At 57.3% G+C, this 20,339-nt stretch carries 20 protein-coding genes, 6 tRNA genes and 1 other RNA gene; 16 read left to right on the forward strand and 11 right to left on the reverse strand.

All coding sequences use genetic code 11. The features are described 5' to 3' along the window. Nucleotides 1–11: 11 nt before the first annotated feature. From msrB to PVZ77_RS22315, 4 genes are all read left to right on the forward strand, one after another. Nucleotides 12–413 (forward strand): peptide-methionine (R)-S-oxide reductase MsrB, encoded by a 402-nt coding sequence (msrB, locus tag PVZ77_RS22300; RefSeq protein ID WP_133859295.1) that lies wholly within the window; start codon nucleotides 12–14, stop codon nucleotides 411–413. Then, nucleotides 410–895, forward strand: a complete 486-nt coding sequence (locus PVZ77_RS22305) for a glutathione peroxidase (RefSeq protein WP_273809643.1) — start codon at nucleotides 410–412, stop codon at nucleotides 893–895. Before msrB ends, PVZ77_RS22305 begins: the two co-directional genes overlap by 4 nt. 105 nt (nucleotides 896–1,000) lie before the next feature. Further along, nucleotides 1,001–1,888, forward strand: a complete 888-nt coding sequence (locus PVZ77_RS22310) for an ATP-binding protein (protein WP_273809644.1) — start codon at nucleotides 1,001–1,003, stop codon at nucleotides 1,886–1,888. Beyond that, complete coding sequence (locus PVZ77_RS22315) at nucleotides 1,885–2,373, forward strand: GAF domain-containing protein (protein WP_273809645.1); 489 nt, start codon at nucleotides 1,885–1,887, stop codon at nucleotides 2,371–2,373. Before PVZ77_RS22310 ends, PVZ77_RS22315 begins: the two co-directional genes overlap by 4 nt. A 25-nt stretch (nucleotides 2,374–2,398) precedes the next feature. Here the strand turns inward: PVZ77_RS22315 and PVZ77_RS22320 are convergent, their stop codons facing one another. Then, the gene (locus PVZ77_RS22320; RefSeq protein ID WP_273809646.1) at nucleotides 2,399–3,166 is read right to left on the reverse strand and encodes a hypothetical protein; all 768 of its coding nucleotides are present in this window, start codon (nucleotides 3,164–3,166) and stop codon (nucleotides 2,399–2,401) included. Between the two features lie 171 nt (nucleotides 3,167–3,337). Between PVZ77_RS22320 and PVZ77_RS22325 the strand changes: the two genes are divergently transcribed. The 6 genes from PVZ77_RS22325 (at nucleotide 3,338) to PVZ77_RS22350 (ending at nucleotide 3,935) form a co-directional block, all read left to right on the forward strand. Further along, a tRNA-Glu gene (locus PVZ77_RS22325) sits at nucleotides 3,338–3,413 on the forward strand. Between the two features lie 6 nt (nucleotides 3,414–3,419). Continuing rightward, nucleotides 3,420–3,495, forward strand: a tRNA-Gly gene (locus tag PVZ77_RS22330). Nucleotides 3,496–3,559: 64 nt separating this feature from the next. Beyond that, nucleotides 3,560–3,635 (forward strand) — tRNA-Glu (locus PVZ77_RS22335). Between the two features lie 4 nt (nucleotides 3,636–3,639). Next, nucleotides 3,640–3,715, forward strand: a tRNA-Gly gene (locus tag PVZ77_RS22340). Between the two features lie 64 nt (nucleotides 3,716–3,779). Then, nucleotides 3,780–3,855 (forward strand) — tRNA-Glu (locus tag PVZ77_RS22345). A 4-nt stretch (nucleotides 3,856–3,859) separates the two neighbouring features. Next, nucleotides 3,860–3,935 (forward strand) — tRNA-Gly (locus tag PVZ77_RS22350). 91 nt (nucleotides 3,936–4,026) lie between these two features. On the opposite strand, the gene PVZ77_RS22355 is transcribed toward PVZ77_RS22350, so the two are convergent. Then, nucleotides 4,027–5,022 carry a sulfate ABC transporter substrate-binding protein gene (locus PVZ77_RS22355; protein WP_273806963.1) on the reverse strand — a complete coding sequence of 332 codons (996 nt, stop codon included), beginning with the start codon at nucleotides 5,020–5,022 and terminating at the stop codon, nucleotides 4,027–4,029. A gap of 167 nt (nucleotides 5,023–5,189) precedes the next feature. On the opposite strand from PVZ77_RS22355, the gene smc reads away from it, so the two are divergent. The 6 genes from smc to PVZ77_RS22385 all read left to right on the forward strand — a co-directional run bounded on the left by smc (nucleotide 5,190) and on the right by PVZ77_RS22385 (nucleotide 14,000). Next, nucleotides 5,190–8,675 (forward strand): chromosome segregation protein SMC, encoded by a 3,486-nt coding sequence (smc, locus tag PVZ77_RS22360; RefSeq protein ID WP_273806964.1) that lies wholly within the window; start codon nucleotides 5,190–5,192, stop codon nucleotides 8,673–8,675. A 205-nt stretch (nucleotides 8,676–8,880) separates the two neighbouring features. Continuing rightward, on the forward strand, nucleotides 8,881–9,780 hold the full coding sequence (zipA, locus tag PVZ77_RS22365; protein WP_273806965.1) for a cell division protein ZipA: 900 nt from the start codon (nucleotides 8,881–8,883) through the stop codon (nucleotides 9,778–9,780). A 114-nt stretch (nucleotides 9,781–9,894) separates the two neighbouring features. Next, on the forward strand, nucleotides 9,895–12,279 hold the full coding sequence (gene ligA / locus PVZ77_RS22370) for an NAD-dependent DNA ligase LigA (protein WP_273806966.1): 2,385 nt from the start codon (nucleotides 9,895–9,897) through the stop codon (nucleotides 12,277–12,279). A 286-nt stretch (nucleotides 12,280–12,565) separates the two neighbouring features. After that, an RNA gene (gene ffs / locus PVZ77_RS22375) (signal recognition particle sRNA small type) lies at nucleotides 12,566–12,662 on the forward strand. Nucleotides 12,663–12,912: 250 nt separating this feature from the next. Beyond that, nucleotides 12,913–13,509, forward strand: a complete 597-nt coding sequence (locus tag PVZ77_RS22380; RefSeq protein WP_273806967.1) for a hypothetical protein — start codon at nucleotides 12,913–12,915, stop codon at nucleotides 13,507–13,509. A 5-nt stretch (nucleotides 13,510–13,514) separates the two neighbouring features. Continuing rightward, on the forward strand, nucleotides 13,515–14,000 hold the full coding sequence (locus PVZ77_RS22385) for a hypothetical protein (protein ID WP_273806968.1): 486 nt from the start codon (nucleotides 13,515–13,517) through the stop codon (nucleotides 13,998–14,000). A gap of 36 nt (nucleotides 14,001–14,036) precedes the next feature. Here PVZ77_RS22385 and PVZ77_RS22390 read toward each other — a convergent pair whose 3' ends face one another. From PVZ77_RS22390 to PVZ77_RS22430, 9 genes are all read right to left on the reverse strand, one after another. Next, on the reverse strand, nucleotides 14,037–14,240 hold the full coding sequence (locus PVZ77_RS22390; RefSeq protein ID WP_273806969.1) for a hypothetical protein: 204 nt from the start codon (nucleotides 14,238–14,240) through the stop codon (nucleotides 14,037–14,039). 12 nt (nucleotides 14,241–14,252) lie between these two features. Next, a complete protein-coding gene (locus PVZ77_RS22395) occupies nucleotides 14,253–14,594 on the reverse strand; it encodes a hypothetical protein (protein WP_273806970.1) in 342 nt (113 codons plus the stop codon). Between the two features lie 319 nt (nucleotides 14,595–14,913). After that, nucleotides 14,914–15,327, reverse strand: coding sequence for a hypothetical protein (locus PVZ77_RS22400; RefSeq protein WP_273806971.1), 414 nt, complete (start codon nucleotides 15,325–15,327; stop codon nucleotides 14,914–14,916). A 54-nt stretch (nucleotides 15,328–15,381) separates the two neighbouring features. Continuing rightward, a complete protein-coding gene (locus PVZ77_RS22405) occupies nucleotides 15,382–17,256 on the reverse strand; it encodes a tape measure protein (protein ID WP_273806972.1) in 1,875 nt (624 codons plus the stop codon). Nucleotides 17,257–17,297: 41 nt separating this feature from the next. Continuing rightward, nucleotides 17,298–17,687 carry a hypothetical protein gene (locus PVZ77_RS22410; RefSeq protein WP_273806973.1) on the reverse strand — a complete coding sequence of 130 codons (390 nt, stop codon included), beginning with the start codon at nucleotides 17,685–17,687 and terminating at the stop codon, nucleotides 17,298–17,300. Beyond that, complete coding sequence (locus PVZ77_RS22415; RefSeq protein ID WP_273806974.1) at nucleotides 17,687–18,214, reverse strand: hypothetical protein; 528 nt, start codon at nucleotides 18,212–18,214, stop codon at nucleotides 17,687–17,689. The genes PVZ77_RS22410 and PVZ77_RS22415 overlap by 1 nt, the downstream gene beginning before the upstream one ends. A gap of 163 nt (nucleotides 18,215–18,377) precedes the next feature. Further along, a complete protein-coding gene (locus PVZ77_RS22420) occupies nucleotides 18,378–19,208 on the reverse strand; it encodes a DUF6945 domain-containing protein (RefSeq protein WP_273806975.1) in 831 nt (276 codons plus the stop codon). Continuing rightward, nucleotides 19,186–19,365 carry a hypothetical protein gene (locus PVZ77_RS22425; protein WP_157772850.1) on the reverse strand — a complete coding sequence of 60 codons (180 nt, stop codon included), beginning with the start codon at nucleotides 19,363–19,365 and terminating at the stop codon, nucleotides 19,186–19,188. Before PVZ77_RS22425 ends, PVZ77_RS22420 begins: the two co-directional genes overlap by 23 nt. Before the next feature lie 409 nt (nucleotides 19,366–19,774). Further along, nucleotides 19,775–19,966, reverse strand: a complete 192-nt coding sequence (locus PVZ77_RS22430; RefSeq protein ID WP_058768321.1) for a hypothetical protein — start codon at nucleotides 19,964–19,966, stop codon at nucleotides 19,775–19,777. Nucleotides 19,967–20,339: the final 373 nt, after the last annotated feature.

Below are 20,339 nucleotides of genomic sequence, written 5' to 3' on the forward strand. Positions count from 1 at the left end.
GAGAGGTCATCATGGAAAAAGTACAGCGTAGCCCGGAAGACTGGCGTGAGCGCCTGACCGACGATCAGTTTCGCGTCTGTCGCCTGGCCGCGACCGAAAGACCCTACACCGGCGCCTATTGCAACACCAAGACGCCCGGCGTCTATCACTGCGCCTGCTGCGAGCTGGCGCTGTTCGACTCCAGCACCAAGTTCGACTCCGGCTGCGGCTGGCCCAGCTATTACGCGCCCATCGCTGCCGAGGCGGTACGGGAAAAGGAGGACTTCAGTCATGGCATGCATCGCGTCGAGGTGCTCTGCGCCCGTTGCGATGCGCACCTGGGCCACGTCTTTCCCGACGGTCCGCCGCCGACCGGCCTGCGCTACTGCATCAATTCGGTGGCCTTGCAGCTGCAACCCAGGGCCTCGGCGTGATCAAGGACATCCTCAGCCTGCCGTTCGACACGGCTGACGGCCAGCGGGCCTGCCTGGCCGACTGGCCGGCGCGGGCCTATCTGGTGGTCAACACCGCCAGCCGGTGCGGCTTCACCCGCCAGTACGACGGCCTCGAGGCGCTGCAGCAGCGCTATCTGGCCGAAGGGCTGCGGGTGATCGTCTTTCCCTGCAATCAGTTCGGCGGCCAGGAGCCGGGCAGCAATGCCGAGATCCAGACCTTCTGCCTGACCCGCTTCAACGTCAGCTTTCCGGTAATGGCCAAGCTCGACGTCAATGGCGAAGGCGCCCATCCGCTGTTCGTCGCGCTCAAACAGGCGGCGCCAGGTCTCCTGGGCAGCGCGATCCGCTGGAATTTCACCAAGTTCCTGATCACGCCGGCGCAGGGGCGTGTCCAGCGCTTCGCGCCCATTACTCGGCCATCGCAGCTGGAAAAGCATGTCCGCCAGGCGCTGGCGTCCTAGCACCTGGCTCGTCCGGCCTTTGTCTGGATGGTAAAAGTCATACGATAATGCGCGGCCTGGCTGGCGGCTGGCCCGCTTCTCCTTTTGTCGTCAAGGATCATCCCTGTGAATGCCTCCCTAGAAGACTTTCTACTCCACGCGCGGCAGGTGCTGGAGCGTCTCGAACCCCTGTTGCCCCATCGTCGCGAACCGCTGGACTGGCAGCGTTGCTATGCGGCGCGCTGGCGTCGGGAAGGCCATGGCGGCTATCTGCAGCCGCTCGAGGTCAATCTGGAATTGCGCCTGGCCGACCTGCTGGGGATTGATCGCCAGCGCGACCAGCTCGCCCGCAATACCCGCCAGTTCGTGGCCGGACTGCCGGCCAACCACACGCTGCTGTGGGGCGCGCGGGGTACCGGCAAGTCGTCGCTGATCCGGGCGTTGTTGGCGGAATACGCCGGTGAGGGTCTGCGGCTGATCGAAATCGAGCGTGACGATCTCGCCGATCTGCCCCGCGCCGTGGAGCAGCTCGCCGGTCAGCCGCAGCGCTTCGTGGTGTTCTGCGACGACCTTTCCTTCGATTCCGGCAGCGACGACTACCGGGTGCTCAAGAGCGTGCTGGATGGCTCCCTGGAGCAGGCGCCGGACAATGTGGTGCTCTATGCCACCTCCAACCGGCGTCACCTGGTGGCCGAGCGGCAGAGCGACAATGCCAACTGGGAGCACGTCGACGGCGAACTGCATCCAAGCGAGGCGGCCGAAGACAAGATCGCCCTGTCGGATCGTTTCGGCCTGTGGCTGTCCTTCTATCCCTTCACCCAGGATCACTATCTCGCCGTGGTGCGCCACTGGTGCGCGACCCTGGCCGGCAAGTCCGGCTTGCAGCTGGAATGGTCCGAAGAAGCGGATCGCGAGGCCATCCGCTGGGCTTCCGGTCGCGGCAACCGCAATGGCCGCTGTGCCTATCAATTCGCCCGGCAATGGGTCGGGCTCAAACTGTTGGAGAACGCATGACCGTAGAACTGACGGGCGTAGGGGCGGGGCTGGAGGGTTACGCCATGCTGGCCGCCCAGGTGGAAGCCCTGCTGGCCGGTGAGCGCAACCTAGTGGCCAATGCCGCCCAGTTGTCGGCCTTCATCTATCAGGAAGTGCCGGACCTGAACTGGGCCGGCTTCTATTTCGTCGAGGATGAAGACCAGCTGCTACTCGGCCCCTTCCAGGGCAAGGTCGCCTGCATGCGCATTCCCTTCAGCAAGGGCGTATGTGGTGCGGCTGCCCGCGAGCGGCGCACCCAGCGCGTCGAGGACGTCCATGCCTTTCCCGGGCATATCGCCTGTGACGCCGCGTCGCGCAGCGAACTGGTGGTGCCGCTGGTCCAGGATGGTCGCCTGATTGGCGTGCTGGACCTGGACAGTCCGCATCCGGGGCGCTTCAGTGCCGCGGATCAGACGGGTATCGAAGCGCTGGTGGAGGCCTTTCTGGCCGCGACCGACTGCTGATCGCCGGAGGAGGGCAGGGAAGCCCTCACTCGTAGTCGTTCTTCTTGCGCCAGCTGTCGTCCTTGAGCGTGTCCACGCTGTCCGACAGCTCGTTGGCACTGCTGCTGGCCTGCTCGGCCAGTTCGCTCTGCTGGCGTTTCACCTGGGTGATCTGCTCTTCCAGGTGGGCCAGCAACTCGGTGTAGCGCTCGGGTTGCTGCTGCTTGCGAATCTGCATGATCGCCCGCTCGTACGACTGGCGCGCCTGGATATAGTGCTCGCTCTTGATCTGCTGTTCGGCCTGATAGCGGAAGAACTCCACATAGGTCGCCGTGAGCAGATAGCGCATCTCGCCGACCCAGCGCTGCGCCTCCTGGCCATCGAGAATGCCGACCTGGTTGGCATGGGCGACGAGCGCATGGAGCATTTCCAGATAGCCGCGAACTTCTTTGACCCGGGCTTCGGTGTGCACGGGCCGGGCGACGTTGCCGACCTCGATGTCGTCGCCCTTGGCCAGGGCTTCTTCCAGTTCGGTCTTGCGCGCGGTGAGGCTGGCGGAAGGGGTCTGCAGGGCGGCGAGGCGGGCGATCAGCCCCAGTTCGATGCGGTGGAACAGCTGCTTGAGCGCCGGGGTCATCAGCTGGCCGGGCAGGCTGCCGCCCAACTGGGCGCAGCGCTTGATGCGGTCGGTGAGGTCGGCGACCAGGCGCTGCTTTTCCAGGCGTCCGGCTTCGAGCTTCTGGTTGACGAAGGCGATCATGATCAACAAGAGGATGCCAAGTCCCACTACCGCTGCAATCATCGTTGAGGACATGACCTTCTCCATGGTGCTTGCCCGCCGTTTGTCGTGCGAGCGAAGTCGTTGATTTGAAAAGTATTTAATCAGCTATTGACGCCCAGGGTAAGGCTCCCTAGAATGCGCGCACTCCCAACGGCGGCAAGCGTCAGCCGAGTGGTAGGCCAGAGTCCTGAGGGATTCTACCTGGTCCCCTTCGTCTAGTGGCCTAGGACACCGCCCTTTCACGGCGGTAACAGGGGTTCGAGTCCCCTAGGGGACGCCAAAAATTGCGGGAATAGCTCAGTTGGTAGAGCACGACCTTGCCAAGGTCGGGGTCGCGAGTTCGAGTCTCGTTTCCCGCTCCAAATACAATCCGGTTGCCCTCGGGCGGGCGGATGCAAGGTGAAAGGCCTTGCGGAAAGAGGTTTCGTCCCCTTCGTCTAGTGGCCTAGGACACCGCCCTTTCACGGCGGTAACAGGGGTTCGAGTCCCCTAGGGGACGCCATATTGCGGGAATAGCTCAGTTGGTAGAGCACGACCTTGCCAAGGTCGGGGTCGCGAGTTCGAGTCTCGTTTCCCGCTCCAAATACAATCTCACGGTTTCATGACAGTGGGATGCAAGGTGAAAGACCTTGTGGAAAGAGGTTTCGTCCCCTTCGTCTAGTGGCCTAGGACATCGCCCTTTCACGGCGGTAACAGGGGTTCGAGTCCCCTAGGGGACGCCATATTGCGGGAATAGCTCAGTTGGTAGAGCACGACCTTGCCAAGGTCGGGGTCGCGAGTTCGAGTCTCGTTTCCCGCTCCAAACAAACAAAGACACCGCCTCAGGGCGGTGTTTTTGTGTGCGCGTCTTTCAGGCCCGCCAGACGCCCGGCATCTGGCTGGGCGCGCGCCTGTCACTGGGGCGCATAGATCTGGTCGAAGACACCGCCATCGGCGAAGTGGGTCTTCTGGATGCCACTCCAGGGACCGAATTCCTGCTGGGCATCGATCAGTTCGAGCTTGGGAAAGCGATCGGGGTACTGCGCCAGGATCTGGGCATTGCGCGGACGCAGGAAGTTGTCCGCGGCGATATTCTGGCCTTCGTCGGACCAGAGATACCTGAGGTAGTCCTCGGCCTCGGCGCGGGTGCCCTTCTTGTCGACGACACTATCGACCACGCTCACCGGCGGCTCGGCCTGCACCGAGATGCTCGGATAGACCACCTCGAAGCCACCGCGACCGAATTCCCGCGCGATCATCTCGGCTTCGTTCTCGAAGGTCACCAGGACATCGCCCTGCTGGTTCTTCATGAAGGTGGTGGTGGCGGCGCGGCCGCCGGTGTCCAGGATGGGTACGTGCTTGAACAGGTCGGCGACGAAGCCGCGGGCCTTCTGCTCGTCGCCGCCTGGTTGGCGCAGCGCATAGGTCCAGGCGGAGAGGTAGGTGTAGCGACCGTTCCCGGAGGTCTTGGGGTTGGGCACGATCACCTGGACGCCGTCCTTGAGCAGATCGGACCAGTCGTGGATGCCCTTGGGGTTGCCCTGGCGCACGATGAGCACCGTGGCCGAGGTGAAGGGCGCACTGCGATCGGGGAGGCGGGTTTCCCAGTCCTTGGGCACCAGGCCGCGATCGGCCAGGGCCTGGATGTCGGTCGCCTGGTTCATGGTGATGACGTCGGCCTGCAGGCCGTCGATGACTGCGCGCGCCTGCTTGCTTGAGCCGCCATGGGACATCTGAATCACCGGCGTTTCGCCGTGCTCGGCTTTCCAGTGCGCCTGGAAGGCCGGGTTGTAGTCCTTGTAGAAGTCGCGCATCACGTCGTAGGAGACGTTGAGCAGCGGCGGGGCGGCCAGGACCTGGGCGCTGGCCGCCAGGGCGGCGGCGAGCAGGGTGAGGCGAAGGATCTGCATGGGGGCATCCTGCGAGTGGAGGTGCAGGACTATAGCCTGTCGCCCCGGCGAGGTGCAGGGCGCCGGGAAATAAGCTCCTGCGCAGCGACGGCAGTAGGGCCGCCAATGGTAGACTTTCGCCCTTTCGCCTGTGGTTGGGCACGGCGCGGTGAACAAGGGCTCCTGATATGCGGTTGAGGTCGATCAAGCTGGCGGGATTCAAATCCTTCGTCGATCCGACGACGGTGAATTTCCCGAGCAACATGGCAGCGGTGGTCGGCCCCAACGGTTGCGGCAAGTCGAACATCATCGACGCCGTGCGCTGGGTGATGGGCGAGAGCTCGGCCAAGAATCTGCGCGGCGAGTCGATGACCGACGTCATCTTCAACGGCTCGAACAGCCGCAAGCCGGTGTCCCAGGCCTCCATCGAACTGATCTTCGACAACTCCGACCACACCCTGGTGGGCGAGTACGCCAGCTACGCGGAAATCTCCATTCGCCGGCGGGTGACCCGCGAAGGCCAGAACACCTATTTCCTCAACGGCACCAAGTGCCGCCGGCGCGACATCACCGACATCTTCCTCGGCACCGGCCTCGGACCGCGCAGCTATTCGATCATCGAGCAGGGAATGATCTCCAAGCTGATCGAGGCGCGTCCGGAGGATCTGCGGCACTACATCGAGGAAGCCGCCGGCATCTCCAAGTACAAGGAGCGGCGGCGCGAGACCGAGAATCGCATCCGCCGCACCCAGGAGAATCTCGCCCGCCTGACCGACCTGCGCGAAGAGCTGGAGCGTCAGCTGGAACGGCTGCACCGTCAGGCGCAGTCCGCCGAGCGCTTTCAGGCGTTCAGGCAGGAGGAACGGCAACTCAAGGCGCAGTTGCAGGCGGTGCGCTGGCGCGAACTGGATGGTCGCGTCGAGCAGCGCGAAAAGGTGATCCGCGATCAGGAGACCGCGCTCGAGGCCCTGACCGCCGAGCAGCGCCAGGCGGATGCCGGCATCGAGCGACTGCGCGACGGTCATCATGAGCTGAGCGAAGCCTTCAATCTGGTGCAGGGCCGCTTCTACTCCCTGGGCGGTGACATCGCCCGCCTGGAGCAGACCATCCAGCACGGTCAGCAGCGCCAGCGGCAGTTGCAGGACGATCTGCGCGAAGCCGAACAGGCCCGCAGCGAAGCCGAGTCCCATTTGGAGCATGACCGGGTGCTGCTCGCCACCTTCGAAGAAGAGCTGGCGATGCTCGAACCCGAGGAAGAGGCGGCCCGGGAGCTGGGCGAGGAGGGCGGTGCCGCGCTGGAAGAGGCGGAGCTGGCCCTGGCGGACTGGCAGCAGCGCTGGGAGGCGCTCAGTGCGGCGAGTGTCGAGCCGCAGCGGGAGGCGGACGTGCAACAGGCGCGCATCCGCTCGCTGGAGCAGAGTCTGGAGCGCGGCCTGGACCGTCAGCGTCGACTGCGCGACGAGCGGACCCTGCTGGGCGAGGGCGGTCCGTCCGAGCGTCTGGTCATGCTGGAAGAACAGATCGCCGAAGACGAATTGCTGCTGGAGGGCCTGGCCGAACAGGAGTTGCAGGTCGCCGAGGGTTTGCAGCGGTTGCGGGAGGAATTGCTGGGGCTGGCCGGCGAGCAGAGTCAGCGTCAGGGCGAGTTGCAGCGGCTGGAAGGTCGCATCGCCTCGCTGGAGGCCCTGCAGCAGGGGGCCCTCGCTCCCGCAACCGGTGTGGCCCAGTGGCTCGAAGCCGAAGGGCTCGACCAGGCGCCGCAGCTGGCGGACGAGGTGCAGGTCACCCCCGGTTGGGAGCTGGCCGTGGAAACCGTGCTGGGTAGTGATCTGCAGGCGGTCTGCCTGGATGATCTGCCGCCCCTGCGGCTCGACACCTTCGCCAGTGGCGCCCTGAACCTGGCGCTGCCCGGTTCGGCAGCGGTGGCGGTGGGTAGCCTGCTGGAGCAGGTGCAGGCACCGCGCGACCTGTCGCCCTGGCTGGGTCAGGTGCTGATCGCGAACAGTTACGACGAGGCGCTAGCGCGGCGGGCGGCCCTGGTCCCGGGGCAGAGTCTCATCACCCCGGAAGGCTACTGGGTCTCCCGGCATTTCCTGCGCGTGCGTCGTGCTCAGGCGGCCGAAGGCAGTGTCCTGGCCCGCGGGCGCGAACTGGAAGAGTTGCAGGCACGGCGCCTGGAGTTGAGCGAGGCGCTCGCCCTCCAGGAAGAACGGCTGGAAGAGCGTCGCGCCACCCAGCAGCGGCTGGAAGGCGAGCGTGAAGAGGCGCGGCGGCGCCAGCAGCAGGAGCAGCAGCGGCTGGCCGAATCGCGCGCTCAGCTGTCCGCGCAACAGGCCAGGGCCGAACAGTTGAGCATCCGTCGCCGGCAGCTGGAGGCCGAGCTCAAGGATGTCGAGCAGCAGCTGGCGCATGAGCAGGAGGAGTTGGGCGAATGCCGGTTGCGTCTGCAAGACGCCCTCGACGCCATGGCCGTGGATACCGAGCAGCGCGCGCGACTGCAGGAACAGCGCGACCGTCATCGGCAGGCGGTGGACGCGGCGCGCCAGCGCCAGCGCCAGGCCCAGGAACAACTGCATCAGCTGACGGTACGGCTGACCACCCTGAGAGCCCAGCGCCAGTCGACCCTCCAGGCGCTGGAGCGGCTGGAGTTGCAGACCGCACGCCTCGGCGAGCGCTGCGAGCAGCTCAATCTCAACCTGGAGGAAGGCGGCGAGCCCCTCGACGAATTGCGCCTGCGCCTGGAAGAGTTGCTGGAGCGGCGTCTGCAGGTGGACGAGGAAATGCGCAAGGCGCGGCTGGCGCTGGAGGATGCTGATCGGGAGTTGCGTGAGCTCGAGCGGCGGCGGCTGCAGGCGGAACAGCAGGCGACGCTGCTGCGCGGCCAGCTGGAGCAGCATCGCCTGGAGTGGCAGGGCCTGGCGACCCGTCGCAGTGGCTTCGCCGAGCAGCTGGCGGCCGACGGCTACGACCTGCCGACGGTGATCGCGACCCTGCCCGCGGAGGCCAGCGAAGCCGTCTTGGAAGCGCAGCTGGAGGCTGTCGCGGCGCGTATCGCCCGGCTCGGGCCGATCAACCTCGCAGCCATCGACGAATATCAGCAACAGGCCGAGCGCAAGACCTATCTCGATGCCCAGAACGCCGATCTGGTGGAGGCACTGGAGACCCTGGAAAGCGTCATTCGCAAGATCGATCGGGAAACCCGCAATCGTTTCAAGGACACCTTCGACCAGATCAATCAGGGCCTGCAGGCCCTGTTCCCAAAAGTTTTCGGGGGTGGCAGCGCCTACCTGGAACTTACTGGGGAAGATTTACTCGATACCGGGGTTGCGATCATGGCGCGGCCGCCGGGCAAGAAGAACAGCACCATCCATTTGTTGTCGGGCGGCGAAAAGGCCCTGACGGCGCTGGCGCTGGTCTTTGCCATCTTCCAGTTGAATCCGGCGCCGTTCTGCATGCTCGATGAAGTGGATGCGCCCCTGGATGATGCCAACGTCGGCCGTTATGCCCGACTGGTCAAGAGCATGTCGGAGAAGGTGCAGTTCATTTACATCACGCACAACAAGATCGCCATGGAGATGGCCGATCAGCTGCTGGGTGTGACCATGCACGAACCGGGCTGTTCACGGCTGGTGGCGGTGGATGTGGAGGAGGCGGTGGCCATGGTCGATGCCTAGTGCCCCACAGCCTCGCGGCTTGGCGGTGTAAAGTTGGCAGCAGTCGTGCTAGCTTATGGCCGCGCTAGCGGTAAGTGGAAAAAGCTAGGAAGAACACTGACTTGGCGTAGGTTTCGGAGGTTTTGGAAAGACCTCGCAAGCGTCGACTTTCCAAAGTTTCCCGACGGGTGTCGGTCCATTATTTTCACAGGGGTATGTCTTTTTCATGGATATGGGTCTGCGCGAGTGGCTGATCATCATCGGCGTCATCGTCATCGCCGGTATTCTGTTCGATGGTTGGCGTCGCATGAGCGGCAAGGGCAAGCTCAAGTTCAAGCTTGACCAGTCGCTGAACAACCAGCCGGAACACGAGGACGAGGATCCGGAAATCGTCGGCCCGACACGGGTGATAGAGCCCAAGGAGCCCTCCCTGGATGATCCGGGCGAGCCGACGCCGCCGCGCTCCACCCAGCGCAAGCGCCGCGACGAACGCCGTGAAGAACCCAGTGCCGACAGCTTCGACCTGTCCGCCAGCGACGAAAGCCTGGCAGGCCTGACCGTCGATTCAGATGAAGTCGTGACCCGTGGCCGCGACAAGCCGCGCAAGGACAAGCCGCTGAGCGGCAAGGCGACCGAGCGCGAGCCGGTTAGCGAGCCCGTCAGCACGGGCAGCAGTCAGGCCGCCATGGCGCCGGTCGACGAGGTACTGGTGATCAACGTCATCTCCCGCGACGAGAAGGGCTTCTCCGGTCCGGCGCTGCTGCAGAGCATCCTGGAAAGCGGACTGCGCTTCGGCGACATGGATATCTTCCATCGTCACGAGAGCATGTCGGGCAATGGCGAGGTGCTGTTCTCCATGGCCAACGCCGTGCGTCCGGGCACCTTCGACCTGGATGCCATCGACGACTTCCATACCCCGGCGGTGAGCTTCTTCCTGGGTCTGCCCGGTCCGCGCCATCCCAAGCAGGCCTTCGACCTGATGGTGGCAGCGGCACGCAAGCTGTCCTCCGAGCTCAATGGCGAGCTGAAGGACGAGCAGCGCAGCGTCATGACCGCCCAGACCATCGAGCACTACCGCCAGCGCATCGTCGATTTCGAACGCAAGAGCCTGATGCTCAAGCGTTGATCGCGCCGGAGCGAACCAAGAGCAGCCTCGGCTGCTCTTTTTGTTTGTACGTTTTGCCGCGGCGCCCCGGGTGCCGCCAGGGCCACCCCTGGGTGGCGACAGTGAGAGACCGCCATGACCGACGCCCAAGATGCCGTCACCCGGATCGCCGCCCTGCGCAGCGAGATCGACGCCCACAACTACCGCTACTACGTGCTGGACGAGCCGAGCGTGCCCGATGCCGAGTACGACCGGCTGTTCGGCGAACTCAAGGCGCTGGAGGCCGAGCATCCCGAGCTGGTGACACCCGACTCGCCCACCCAGAGGGTGAGCGGCTCGGCCCTGGCCGCCTTTGGCACCATTCGCCATGAAGTACCCATGCTCAGCCTGGGCAATGCCTTCGCCGACGAGAATTTGCAGGACTTTGATCGCAGCGTGGGCAAGCGCCTGCGTGAGGAATTCGGCGAGACCGACTTCGCCGGACCGGATTCCGGTGTCGAGTACACCTGCGAGCCCAAGCTCGATGGGCTGGCGGTCAGCCTGCTGTACGAGAACGGCCTGTTGACCCGCGGCGCCACCCGCGGCGACGGCACCACCGGCGAAGACATCACCACCAATGTGCGCACCATCCGCAACGTCCCGCTGCGCCTGCAGGGCGAAGGCTGGCCGGCGGTGCTGGAGGTGCGCGGCGAGGTGTTCATGTCCCGCGCCGGTTTCGAGACGCTCAATGCCCGGGCCATGGAGAGCGGCGGCAAGACCTTCGCCAATCCGCGCAACGCCGCGGCCGGCAGTCTGCGCCAGCTGGATTCGCGGATCACCGCCCAGCGGCCGCTGGAGTTCTGCTGCTACGGTTTCGGGCGGGTCGAGGGCGGGGCTCTGCCGGACACCCAGTACGCCATTCTCCAGCAGCTCCGGGAGTGGGGTATTCCCATCAGTCGCGAGCTGCGCAAGGTGCAGGGCGCGGAAGGTTGTCGCGCCTACTACCAGGACATCGGCCAGCGCCGCGATGCGCTGGCCTACGAGATCGATGGCGTGGTCTACAAGGTCAATCGGCTCGACTGGCAGGGCGAGCTGGGTTTCCGCGCCCGGGAACCGCGCTGGGCGCGGGCGCACAAGTTTCCCGCTCGGGAAGAGCTGACCGAACTGCTCAATGTCGAATTCCAGGTGGGGCGTACCGGTGCCATCACCCCCGTGGCCCGACTCAAGCCGGTGCAGGTGGCAGGCGTCACCGTGACCAACGCCACCCTGCACAACATGGACGAGATCGCCCGGCTGGGCGTGATGATCGGCGACAGCGTGATCGTGCGCCGCGCCGGCGATGTCATCCCGCAGATCATGCAGGTGGTGCCGGAGCGGCGACCGGCGGATGCCCGGCCGGTGGCGATCCCCACCCAGTGCCCGGTGTGCGGTTCGGCGGTGGAGCGCACCCAGCTGATCAAGCGCGGCAAGGGCAGGGAGTCAGTCAGCGAAGGCGTGGTCTATCGCTGCGTCGGCCGCCTGGCCTGCCAGGCGCAACTCAAGCAGGCGATCATTCACTTCGCCTCGCGCCGCGCCATGGACATCGACGGCCTCGGCGATCGTATCGTCGAGCAGCTGGTGGACCGCGACCTGGTGAAATCGCCGGCCGATCTGTACACCCTGACCTACGAGCAGGTGGTCGCGCTGGAAGGCTTCGCCGAGGTATCCAGCCGCAACCTGCTGGCGGCCATCGAAGCCAGCCGCCAGCCGGCGCTGGCCCGCTTCATCTTCGCCCTGGGCATCCCCGAAGTCGGCGAAGAAACCGCCAAGCGCCTGGCACGCGCCCTGGGCAGTCTGCAGCGCATCCGTGAGGCGCTGCCGGAGGTGCTGGTCTATCTGCCGGACATCGGGCCGGAGGTGGCCTTCGAGATCCACAACTTCTTCCAGTCCGCGCACAACCGCGAGGTCCTGGAGGCACTGCTGGCCAACGGCATCGCGCTGGCGGACGAGGGTGAGGTGCACGCCGAATTCTCCGGCTATGCCGCCTTCGCCGACTTCCTCGACCAGTTGCACATTCCCTCTTTGGGCAAGACCGGCGCCAAGACCCTGGCCGCCGCCTTTCCCAGCCTGGCGGCCCTGATCGAGGGCTCGCAGGACTGGCTGACCTTCAAGACCCTCGCCGGTCTCAACGAGCGGGCCAAGCAAGGGCTGCGCGAGTACTTCGCCGAGGCGGACAACGTCGTCCGGGCGCTGACCATTGAGGCCCAGCTCAAGGCCTTTGGCATGCACTGGGAAAGTACCCGGCAGGCCGTGCAGGGCCTGCCTTTCGCCGGCCAGACCTGGGTGCTCACCGGAACGCTGGAGGCCATGAGTCGCGACGAGGCCAAGGAACGCCTGGAGGCCCTGGGCGCCAAGGTCTCGGGTTCGGTCTCGGCCAAGACCGCCGTGGTGGTCGCCGGTCCGGGGGCGGGGTCCAAGCTGACCAAGGCGAACGAGCTGGGGGTCAAGGTGCTGGACGAGGACGCCTTCCTGCAGATCCTTGCCGCTCAGGGCGTTCGCTAGCGGGAGGAGCAGGCTCCGGTCTTGCTGGCACTACCCGCAGCCGAGGCGGCTGGTGTTCACTAGATCTGCTACGGGTGGTCCGATCCCGGGGCCACCTTGCTCGATACCCTGGCCTGGCTGTCGCGGGCATGAGGTCGTCGGCGCCAGATCCGGAACCGGACGGTTTTGCCGTTCCGGATATCCTCCGTTGCCCCCTGGCGAACCTAAGTCCTTGTATGGCTTGCAACTTCGCCCCAACCGCGTAGAATGATGCACCTCACCTCAGGGTGAGGCGTTATGGTGGCTCTGTCGGTCCCCCCGCAACGATCAACCGTGAACCCGGTCAGGCCTGGAAGGGAGCAGCCGCAGCGGTGATGTCGTGTGCCGGGGTGTGGCTGGCGGGGCCACCTCCATTTCTGCTAAGTAATTGTTTTACTTAGACATTCTCCGCTCTAGATTCCTTTGTGTGACAGCCGTTTAGCACGCTCCTGTGTGACAGGGTGAGTGCGTGATGCTGATCCTATCTGCTCTACCTCCCTCCAAGCAAAAAGTCTTCCTATTCAGCCGTTCGTCCCCGCTGGATGGTCATGCTACGACTCAAGCTCCTGCTAACCTAGCCGATGTGACGGATATCTCACTACGGATGGTAAAGCTATGCCCCGCCTCAGTCTTGCTGAAGTCGTAGATGTAATTAATCGTGCTGCCGATAAAAAGCGGACGAAGATTTCTCAGATAAAAAATAAAGCTGGCTATGCTCCACAATTTGACTTCTACAAACCGCTAAGAGAGTGCGTTGTAAGAAGTCATAAAAATGGAGACGTAGAGGCGTCTTTAAAAAGCCTCGTTGCTAATCTGACTGACATGAATAAGAAGAATAACTATCCAAAGGCAATTAAAGGCTATTTGAGATGGTATAAGAAGCTTATGCCCTCTTGGACCTCTACAGAGCCTTATATCTACAAGTTCTTGGATGTCGAAGTGAACGTAAACCCGGAGATGGGTATACTTATCGATGACAAGCCTTGCTTGGTGAAGCTGTATTTTAAAGATGAACAGCTGAGCAAGCTTCATATCAATATCTATAACGCTTTAATGACCAAGGCTTTTGGGGAAAAAAGAGATGTAGCGGTCCTCGATGTGAGACGTGCCAAATTGCATATCTCTACGCTGAGTGACGCTGAAGTGGAAAAATATCTGGATATGATAGATGCTGAGTTTTCGTATATCTCGGCAATGTGGGATAAGGTGTAAGGGTCATGAAGAACTTGAAATGGATGTCTGTAGTTGCGCTGATGGGGATTTGCGTTTCTGCCAATGCTGAATGGTATTCTAAGGCAGAGGATGACATTTTCAGCGGTGGTAAAAAAGCTTATCTCGGTGGAGTAATCACGCGTTACAGTTCAGTTGTCTTTGATTGCGCTGAGGACGGTTTAAGCATGTCCTACATCCAAAAAGGAAAGATAGCGAACAATGCGGAAGGTCAAGGAGTAGAGGTTTTGGTAAAAATAGATGACTCGGCAATTATCAAAATGCCTGGTGTCATGTATGAGCGAAATGCTGAATATTGGGGCGTCAAGACAGATAGTGATAAAGTCATTACCGTGCTTAAGGCTCTGAAAGCGGCGAACTCAAAGTTTATGCTTGGCTTGGTTGGATCATCCAAATTCAGTACAAATGTCGATATCGGCGGTTCTACTAAGGCCACTATAAAATTCGCTCAAGCCTGTAAGCTGGACATTTGAATGGTGAGGGAGGTGATGAGCCTCCCCTTGCTTGCTCTAAGCAGTAAACACTCCCTTCGGCTCTTCCATCAGCTTCCCTAAGAGCCAGAGATATTTCTCCTGATCTCCATCTTCGTAAGCCTTCTCCATCATTGGCAGAATAGCAGTAGCTTTTACAATATCCGGTGGTAGTTCTTTCCCTTCACGCCGATGAGCTTCTACTGTTAGATCTAAAAGCACTCGCAGACTTTGTGCTGACATTTCTTGTTTTCCTTATTGAATATGATTGTTTTGATTGCCAGAGTTTTTATAGCCCTGGTAGCCATTCATGATCACTGCTGGACGGCGTTCGATATTCTCTACGCGCTGTTCAAGAATTCGTAAGCTGCGACTTGTATTGCTTTGATAGGTATCAAGGCTTTCGTTGAGGTTGTTAATCTTATTCTCAAGTCTGCTTTGCAGTGAGGTGAGATTACGCTGTGTCTCAAGGGTAAGCTGATTGATACTTTCCTTGAACTCACGCTGCCATGTATTGCTTTGGCTCATTGACCAACAGATAGCGATGATCAGGGCGATATTGGTAACAGTGGTGATGTGCTGGAATGTAATTTTCATACAAGCTCCTCCACTAAGCGGCAGAGAACAAGACTTGAGCCAATACGATTACCTTTCTCAGTCTTAAGCAGTTGAGTAAGGAATGGGCCAATACTTTGGTTAGGATATTTCTGGTTGAAGATTTGAACAAGCTTGGCGGGTAGTTCGATGCTGGTGCGTTTGTCTTTGAATACGTAATTTACGAAGATTCTCATAATATGATCTCGGATATGATGATTTTGATGTTTTAAATACAGCATTCATGCGGCCTGTAGAGCACGAAAAGTAGCGGCCCTATACCTATGCCAGGGGCCGCATGTTTTACCCCTCACGAGAGGCTCTAGAGCGCTATATGGTATTTGGTGATGTAGGCTTTGGCTGCTACCACACCCGTATTAAACTGTTCACTTAGATCGTGCTCATCAGCCTTTGGGTGGAGGTCCAGCCAGGAAGCAATTGCTGCTTCACGTGCATTGGCGGCTAGAGGTGAGGGCTCCCAGTCCTCTTTTGGAAAGGTTGGGAATGTCTTCCTACCGCTAGGATTAAACTCTTCTGTCAGATATTTAGATTTGGATGCAAGGTCACAGACGTCAGGGTAGGAGTCTGGATTCTTCTTAACCCATTTGAAATACAGGTCAAGAGTTTTATCGCTTGCAAGAATGAACTTATATTGTTCATGTTTTGCAGGAGAAAAGCTTGAAGAGATGAAACCTTGGATAATATTACTGTTTTTATTTAAGATGAAATACTGCATGATTTACTCGTAAAAAAGCCCACACTTGGTGGGCCATATTATTGTTGTTGATGTCTATCGTCCTGTAGCAGGATAATTGATCATTCCATTCGCATAGTCATTCTGTTGAACACGGCGAGTGATATCATAGATTTGAGATTCTAATTCTCGACTCATATCTTCAGCCGATAGGTTAGAGCCTTCAATTACGATAGCGCCTGGAGAGATGATGATGCTGTTATCGTTGCTGATGGTGTTATTGCTGTTGTAGCTCTGACTCAACACCTGATTCATTGCTTCAGAAGCCGGCGTCGATCCAAATTGAACAGGATTCGTATAAGGCAGTGCGCTTGGCATCTGGAAGTCGTTATAGGCGCTTCCATAGCTATAGTTGAGGCGTTGATACCTTGCTAAGAAATCAGGAGTCCAGCGATTACCGGCATCACCCCAGCTTGGTCCCATCACCCGATCATACAAACTACCAACTGTATCTTTGGCAAATTTCAGGACAGGGTGAGTACCGTAGAGCCATTCAAGACCTTTGATTCCGGGATGGTTTTCAACATAATAATCAGCGGCTTTTGGAGCTATTTTTTTAGCAGTGTCAACAGCAAGCTTGGCTTTCTGGTCATCGGGAGTCTTTTGGAACTTATCAATCCAGCTTACAAGCCCTGTTAGTCCATTTGTAAACTCTGTCATCTTCTCAACAAACGGAATCTTAACCAGCTCAATAAACTTATCTTGCAAAGGAATACTGGCTTTATACAAAGCCTCCTCTGCTGCAATACGTCGTCTTACGGCGTCAGTGAGAGGCCCTTCAGAGCGACGGATGTTTTCCATCCATTGCACGTTATCTAAGCGATTGGCAGCACCCTCTACAGAGTTGGCAAGCTCTTCTACACGAGGAGCAGCGTTGCGGGCAGATAGGTCATAGCCCTTGAGAACGTCTTGAACCAGCACTAGGCGCTTACTGAGGTCTTTAGTGAATTTCTCAGTAGCTTGGCTATCGTTTCCTTTGAAGCCAACACGATCAAGATAAGCTTTTTGAATATATTTCTTGATTGCGGGATTCGAGTCTGCGAGCTGTTGGTTCAGTTCCTCATTTCTTAAAAAACCGAGCCCGAGGACCTGTTGCAGGGCATAAGCCTGCCGCTCAATTGATTGCTGATCACCACCATTGCCACGGGTGCTCACGGCCATATCGGTATAGAGATCGATTGCTTGACGAGCCCCCATCCCTGACTGCATTGCTTGCTTCTGGAATTTTGTGTAGCCAGCAATCTGATCTTCTGAGCGGGTGCCGGTGTAGTTGGCGATGTTGTTCAACGCTTCTACGTTATGTTGCCTACGCTGAGCTGATCCGCCGACCGATGCGCCCAATTGCAGACGTTGCTGCTCATACTTACTAACGTTCTGTTGGATCTGGTCCATCTGGTTCTGTAGGCCTTGGATAGCCTCGTATCCACTATAGGCCGCGAGCCCCGCGATACCGGCCCTACCAGCACCTACGAGACCTCCTACGCCCCCTGTACCTGCGTAGCCGCCTGCTGCCGTTCCTCCTGCACTCTGATGGGCAACCTGGCGAGCAGACTGGGAGACTGTAGAGCGTTCTACGATTCCTTTGATTCGGATGCTACCGGCGCTGTATTGGGCGCGTCTGATGGCGCTCTCAAGGCTTGAAGTTAAACGGCTTGCGTCTACATTGAATCTATCGAGGTTGAAAGTGGTGAGCTTGGCAACCTGATTAAGACTTTTCTGGATGGAGCGCTGAAATTGTAAACTGTTAAATTGAACCTTAGGATTGATAGCGATGCTTTTACTAAACTCACCCTTTAGTTTCAGCATCGATGCGTAGATACGATCCAAAGCAGCGTCAGCTTGCTTGAATTGACCTTTGTGAACACGTATTCCAAGTGAGGAGTAAAAACTGCTAATTTCGGTGGCACTCATTTTCTTATCCTTATAGAAGCCTTCCTTGGCATGGCTATTATTTACTTGGCGGCTTCATAAGCAGCTTTGAAGTTTTTATCCTTTAGCATCTGTTCCAGGGTTACGTCTTTGCCGCCATATTGCTGGGCAAGCTTGTAACTCAGCATCGTCAAACCATCAGCTTGCACCAGCGTCACACCTACGCTCTTAAGAACTGGCGAAACGTCCATTGAGATTTTGGTTGTGGAAACGCGCCCATCCGCCGATACAAGGAATGCATCAACCATCGGACTCATCGCCTTAGCGGCTTTTGTAATCTTCGCCTTTTCCATTAGGCGTTTGATTGCTGCCTTCTCTTCGGCAGAAACCTCTTTCTCTAAGCCGACTGTTGGGTTGGTTACTTTGACTACGTACTCTTTAGGCTTCATTTTCATAATTTTATCTTTCAACATTATTCTTGCTCCTCTAGTGCTTTCAGCATTTGTTCGTATTGCTCAATCGCTTTCTTCTGAGCTTCTGCATCTTTCTTAGCTCGCTGGGCTTGAACCTTCTCAGCCTCTCTCGCGGCTTCATCTGCCAGTAGATCGGCTTTTAGCTTTAGCTGAAGAGCTTTAGTATTCATCTCAACAGCGTTGATGTAAGCATCCTGAATCATTTCCTCAATCCACTTTTTATCTTCTGACTGTAGGCTCGCAGGTTTCAGGAAGCTAATACCGTAGCTGCCATTGCCAGAGCTTGTAGATCGTTCGGTATCCAGGATGCTATACCCTTCAGAAGCTAGGTGTAGAACGCCCTTTGAGAAGGTGTTTAGAGTGGTGGCTTGCAGCTTCACCTTGCAATGGGTAAAGGCTGGATTGCTATATAGCGCAATTGCAGCATCCATCAACTGACGGCATTCCTTGGCATCGTATTTAAAGGATTCAGTTTTAACGGGGAAGGTGAATTGACTGCGAAAAGCGTTCAGAGTTTGAAAGGACATAGTGATGCTCCAGATATATTAAGTTTAGTTTTTAGGCAAAAGGGCGCCTAGGGCCATAACACCATTGGAATGGTGCTAATTCTTCGATAAAATGATAGGTAAAAAAGCGATTAACAGTTGTGGATGTAAGCGCCTTGGTATTGCTAAGGGAGGAGATTACAGACTAAAAAGGTACGGGTTCTTCATCGTTGAGGTAGCTTTGTAGCATGTGGGGCATCCCAGAGGCTTCTGCTAATGTCTTAGGTGCAGAGGACACGTAAGGAGGAGCCACGTATTCAACAAACGCACCAGCATCAATAATGAATCGTTTCGCCTTATATTTGAATACGGTTTGACCATCCACATTGGTAATGGAAACTTGATTCTTATTGCACCAAAATTCCATCTCCTCGCTAACTGAACCGTTGGGTTTAAAGCGCTTACTTGGTGCTGTAGCAAAAGGGCAAACAAGTTTCTGTTCTACTTGCTCTGAATAACTATTGTAGTCATCAGAGGCAATCTCAATCATAGAATCAAAATCCTCATCATCCTTTACAACCTCTTCTGAGGGCTTTGAAGGCTGTTTAACTGCTGGTGCGACATTGGTATCAGTGGAATGTGATCGTTCAACCTGCAAGCTTACAGAGGCTTTCTGAGCAGGTTTAGAACCAGATGCCAACACTAGGTTATTAAACCGCTTAAAAAACCATTTCTCCCGCGCACCAGCAGCCTTACGTTTCTCTGCAAACAGAATATTATGTTTGGTAAAAAGTTTAATAGCATCCATGACAGTCTTGCGATTGATAGTTAGTTCATTGGCAACAGAGTCAAGATTGTCAAAGTATTCTTTCTTTTCACGAGTAAAGAATTCACACCGCTGTTTCATCCAGCAGTAAATAATTTTTTGTTGTAGGGTGATTTCTACGATCTCTCCAGTAGAGGAGACAAAGCTTGTAGCTGCCAGTAGGTCATAAGGTAGCTTTAGGAACTGTTCAGTGTTTGATTGATTCTGCATTTTTGATATCCTCTACATTTGGGATTGGATTTAGATTTAGTTCTTTTACAGCTTTGGTGATCAGCACCTGGACAACATGTTTAGCGCTTGCATTGCCATAATGTTCTATAAGCGTAATCAGCTCTTGAGCACTACGGTCATTCAGTCCGATTTTCATATCTCATTCCTTCTATAGTTAAGTGGGTCCTTAAACGGACTCACATGGTTCAATCTTATTGATCTTCGATCATCAACACAAAGACAATGATAAAAGGACAAAAGCCTAATACCATCAATCCAGCACCAGAACTACAGGGACGTAGTCCCGAGCACCAAACAGAATAGAATTAAAACTGAATCTGCTTTTATGCTTTTGTATCTTAAGTCCTGCGTGTCGAGACGAAGTCGAGTCAAAGCTGGACTTAGTAGTTAGTAATCTTTAATCATTAATTTCTCCTTCTCTTAAGATCTATTTATCTTATTCTATTTATCTTTCTATCTATCTACAGTACCTCAAACGGACTCGGGTGGGTCCGTTCATGGACTCACTGCCAGTACCAGAATTGGACTCACATGGCTAATCACCCCTACTCAGCTCGGCTTAGCAGCTCATACAGTTCCGCATTCAGCCGTTCATCAATAATGAGGTTCAGTGCCTGACTGAATGAAATCTTCTTTTCTGTTGCCAGACTCAGGACGTAGTCCACATGCCCCTTAGTAAGTGAAGCATTCATCTGTAGCTGGGATTGTTTATTCTGTTTACGTGCCAGAGTCTTCATTGTTTTTATCCTTCAGTTTTTGGATGCAGATATCTTTATATTCTTTGGTGCTTAGGTGTAGCTTTTGTCTAGCTTTGTGCCACCGCTTGTAGCAGTTGGGGTCACCGCAGCACCACGCCTTGGCAGACAAGCTGTAATACTCTGTGTTGCACTGTAAGCAACGTCTTAGTACCTTCTGAGCCATTGGTAAAACCTCTTATTTTTCTAAATACTTTATTTTGAACGAACGAATCCTGCCGATTGAGTCATCCGACAGGGGTATTAAATAAAAGGGCATCCAGGAGAGAACACTGTAGATGCCAAGGCTCTTGTTTAGAGCGGAGGAGTAATAGGTGCCAACCTCTACTGATGTTTGCAGTATGATTGGCTGCTG

The sequence above is a fragment of the Pseudomonas sp. SHLD1 genome (assembly GCF_028640935.1).
Taxonomy (GTDB): Bacteria; Pseudomonadota; Gammaproteobacteria; order Pseudomonadales; family Pseudomonadaceae; genus Chryseomonas; species Chryseomonas aestiva.

What these genes read in the sequence shown, in the direction of transcription:
- msrB (WP_133859295.1), top strand. Translation starts at nt 12, where the DNA reads ATGGAAAAAGTACAGCGTAGCCCGGAAGACTGGCGTGAGCGCCTGACC.
- PVZ77_RS22315 (WP_273809645.1), top strand. Translation starts at nt 1,885, where the DNA reads ATGACCGTAGAACTGACGGGCGTAGGGGCGGGGCTGGAGGGTTACGCC.
- PVZ77_RS22320 (WP_273809646.1), bottom strand. Translation starts at nt 3,166, where the DNA reads ATGTCCTCAACGATGATTGCAGCGGTAGTGGGACTTGGCATCCTCTTG.
- PVZ77_RS22355 (WP_273806963.1), bottom strand. Translation starts at nt 5,022, where the DNA reads ATGCAGATCCTTCGCCTCACCCTGCTCGCCGCCGCCCTGGCGGCCAGC.
- smc (WP_273806964.1), top strand. Translation starts at nt 5,190, where the DNA reads ATGCGGTTGAGGTCGATCAAGCTGGCGGGATTCAAATCCTTCGTCGAT.
- zipA (WP_273806965.1), top strand. Translation starts at nt 8,881, where the DNA reads ATGGATATGGGTCTGCGCGAGTGGCTGATCATCATCGGCGTCATCGTC.
- ligA (WP_273806966.1), top strand. Translation starts at nt 9,895, where the DNA reads ATGACCGACGCCCAAGATGCCGTCACCCGGATCGCCGCCCTGCGCAGC.
- PVZ77_RS22380 (WP_273806967.1), top strand. Translation starts at nt 12,913, where the DNA reads ATGCCCCGCCTCAGTCTTGCTGAAGTCGTAGATGTAATTAATCGTGCT.
- PVZ77_RS22385 (WP_273806968.1), top strand. Translation starts at nt 13,515, where the DNA reads ATGAAGAACTTGAAATGGATGTCTGTAGTTGCGCTGATGGGGATTTGC.
- PVZ77_RS22390 (WP_273806969.1), bottom strand. Translation starts at nt 14,240, where the DNA reads ATGTCAGCACAAAGTCTGCGAGTGCTTTTAGATCTAACAGTAGAAGCT.
- PVZ77_RS22395 (WP_273806970.1), bottom strand. Translation starts at nt 14,594, where the DNA reads ATGAAAATTACATTCCAGCACATCACCACTGTTACCAATATCGCCCTG.
- PVZ77_RS22400 (WP_273806971.1), bottom strand. Translation starts at nt 15,327, where the DNA reads ATGCAGTATTTCATCTTAAATAAAAACAGTAATATTATCCAAGGTTTC.
- PVZ77_RS22405 (WP_273806972.1), bottom strand. Translation starts at nt 17,256, where the DNA reads ATGAGTGCCACCGAAATTAGCAGTTTTTACTCCTCACTTGGAATACGT.
- PVZ77_RS22410 (WP_273806973.1), bottom strand. Translation starts at nt 17,687, where the DNA reads ATGTTGAAAGATAAAATTATGAAAATGAAGCCTAAAGAGTACGTAGTC.
- PVZ77_RS22415 (WP_273806974.1), bottom strand. Translation starts at nt 18,214, where the DNA reads ATGTCCTTTCAAACTCTGAACGCTTTTCGCAGTCAATTCACCTTCCCC.
- PVZ77_RS22420 (WP_273806975.1), bottom strand. Translation starts at nt 19,208, where the DNA reads ATGCAGAATCAATCAAACACTGAACAGTTCCTAAAGCTACCTTATGAC.
- PVZ77_RS22425 (WP_157772850.1), bottom strand. Translation starts at nt 19,365, where the DNA reads ATGAAAATCGGACTGAATGACCGTAGTGCTCAAGAGCTGATTACGCTT.
- PVZ77_RS22430 (WP_058768321.1), bottom strand. Translation starts at nt 19,966, where the DNA reads ATGAAGACTCTGGCACGTAAACAGAATAAACAATCCCAGCTACAGATG.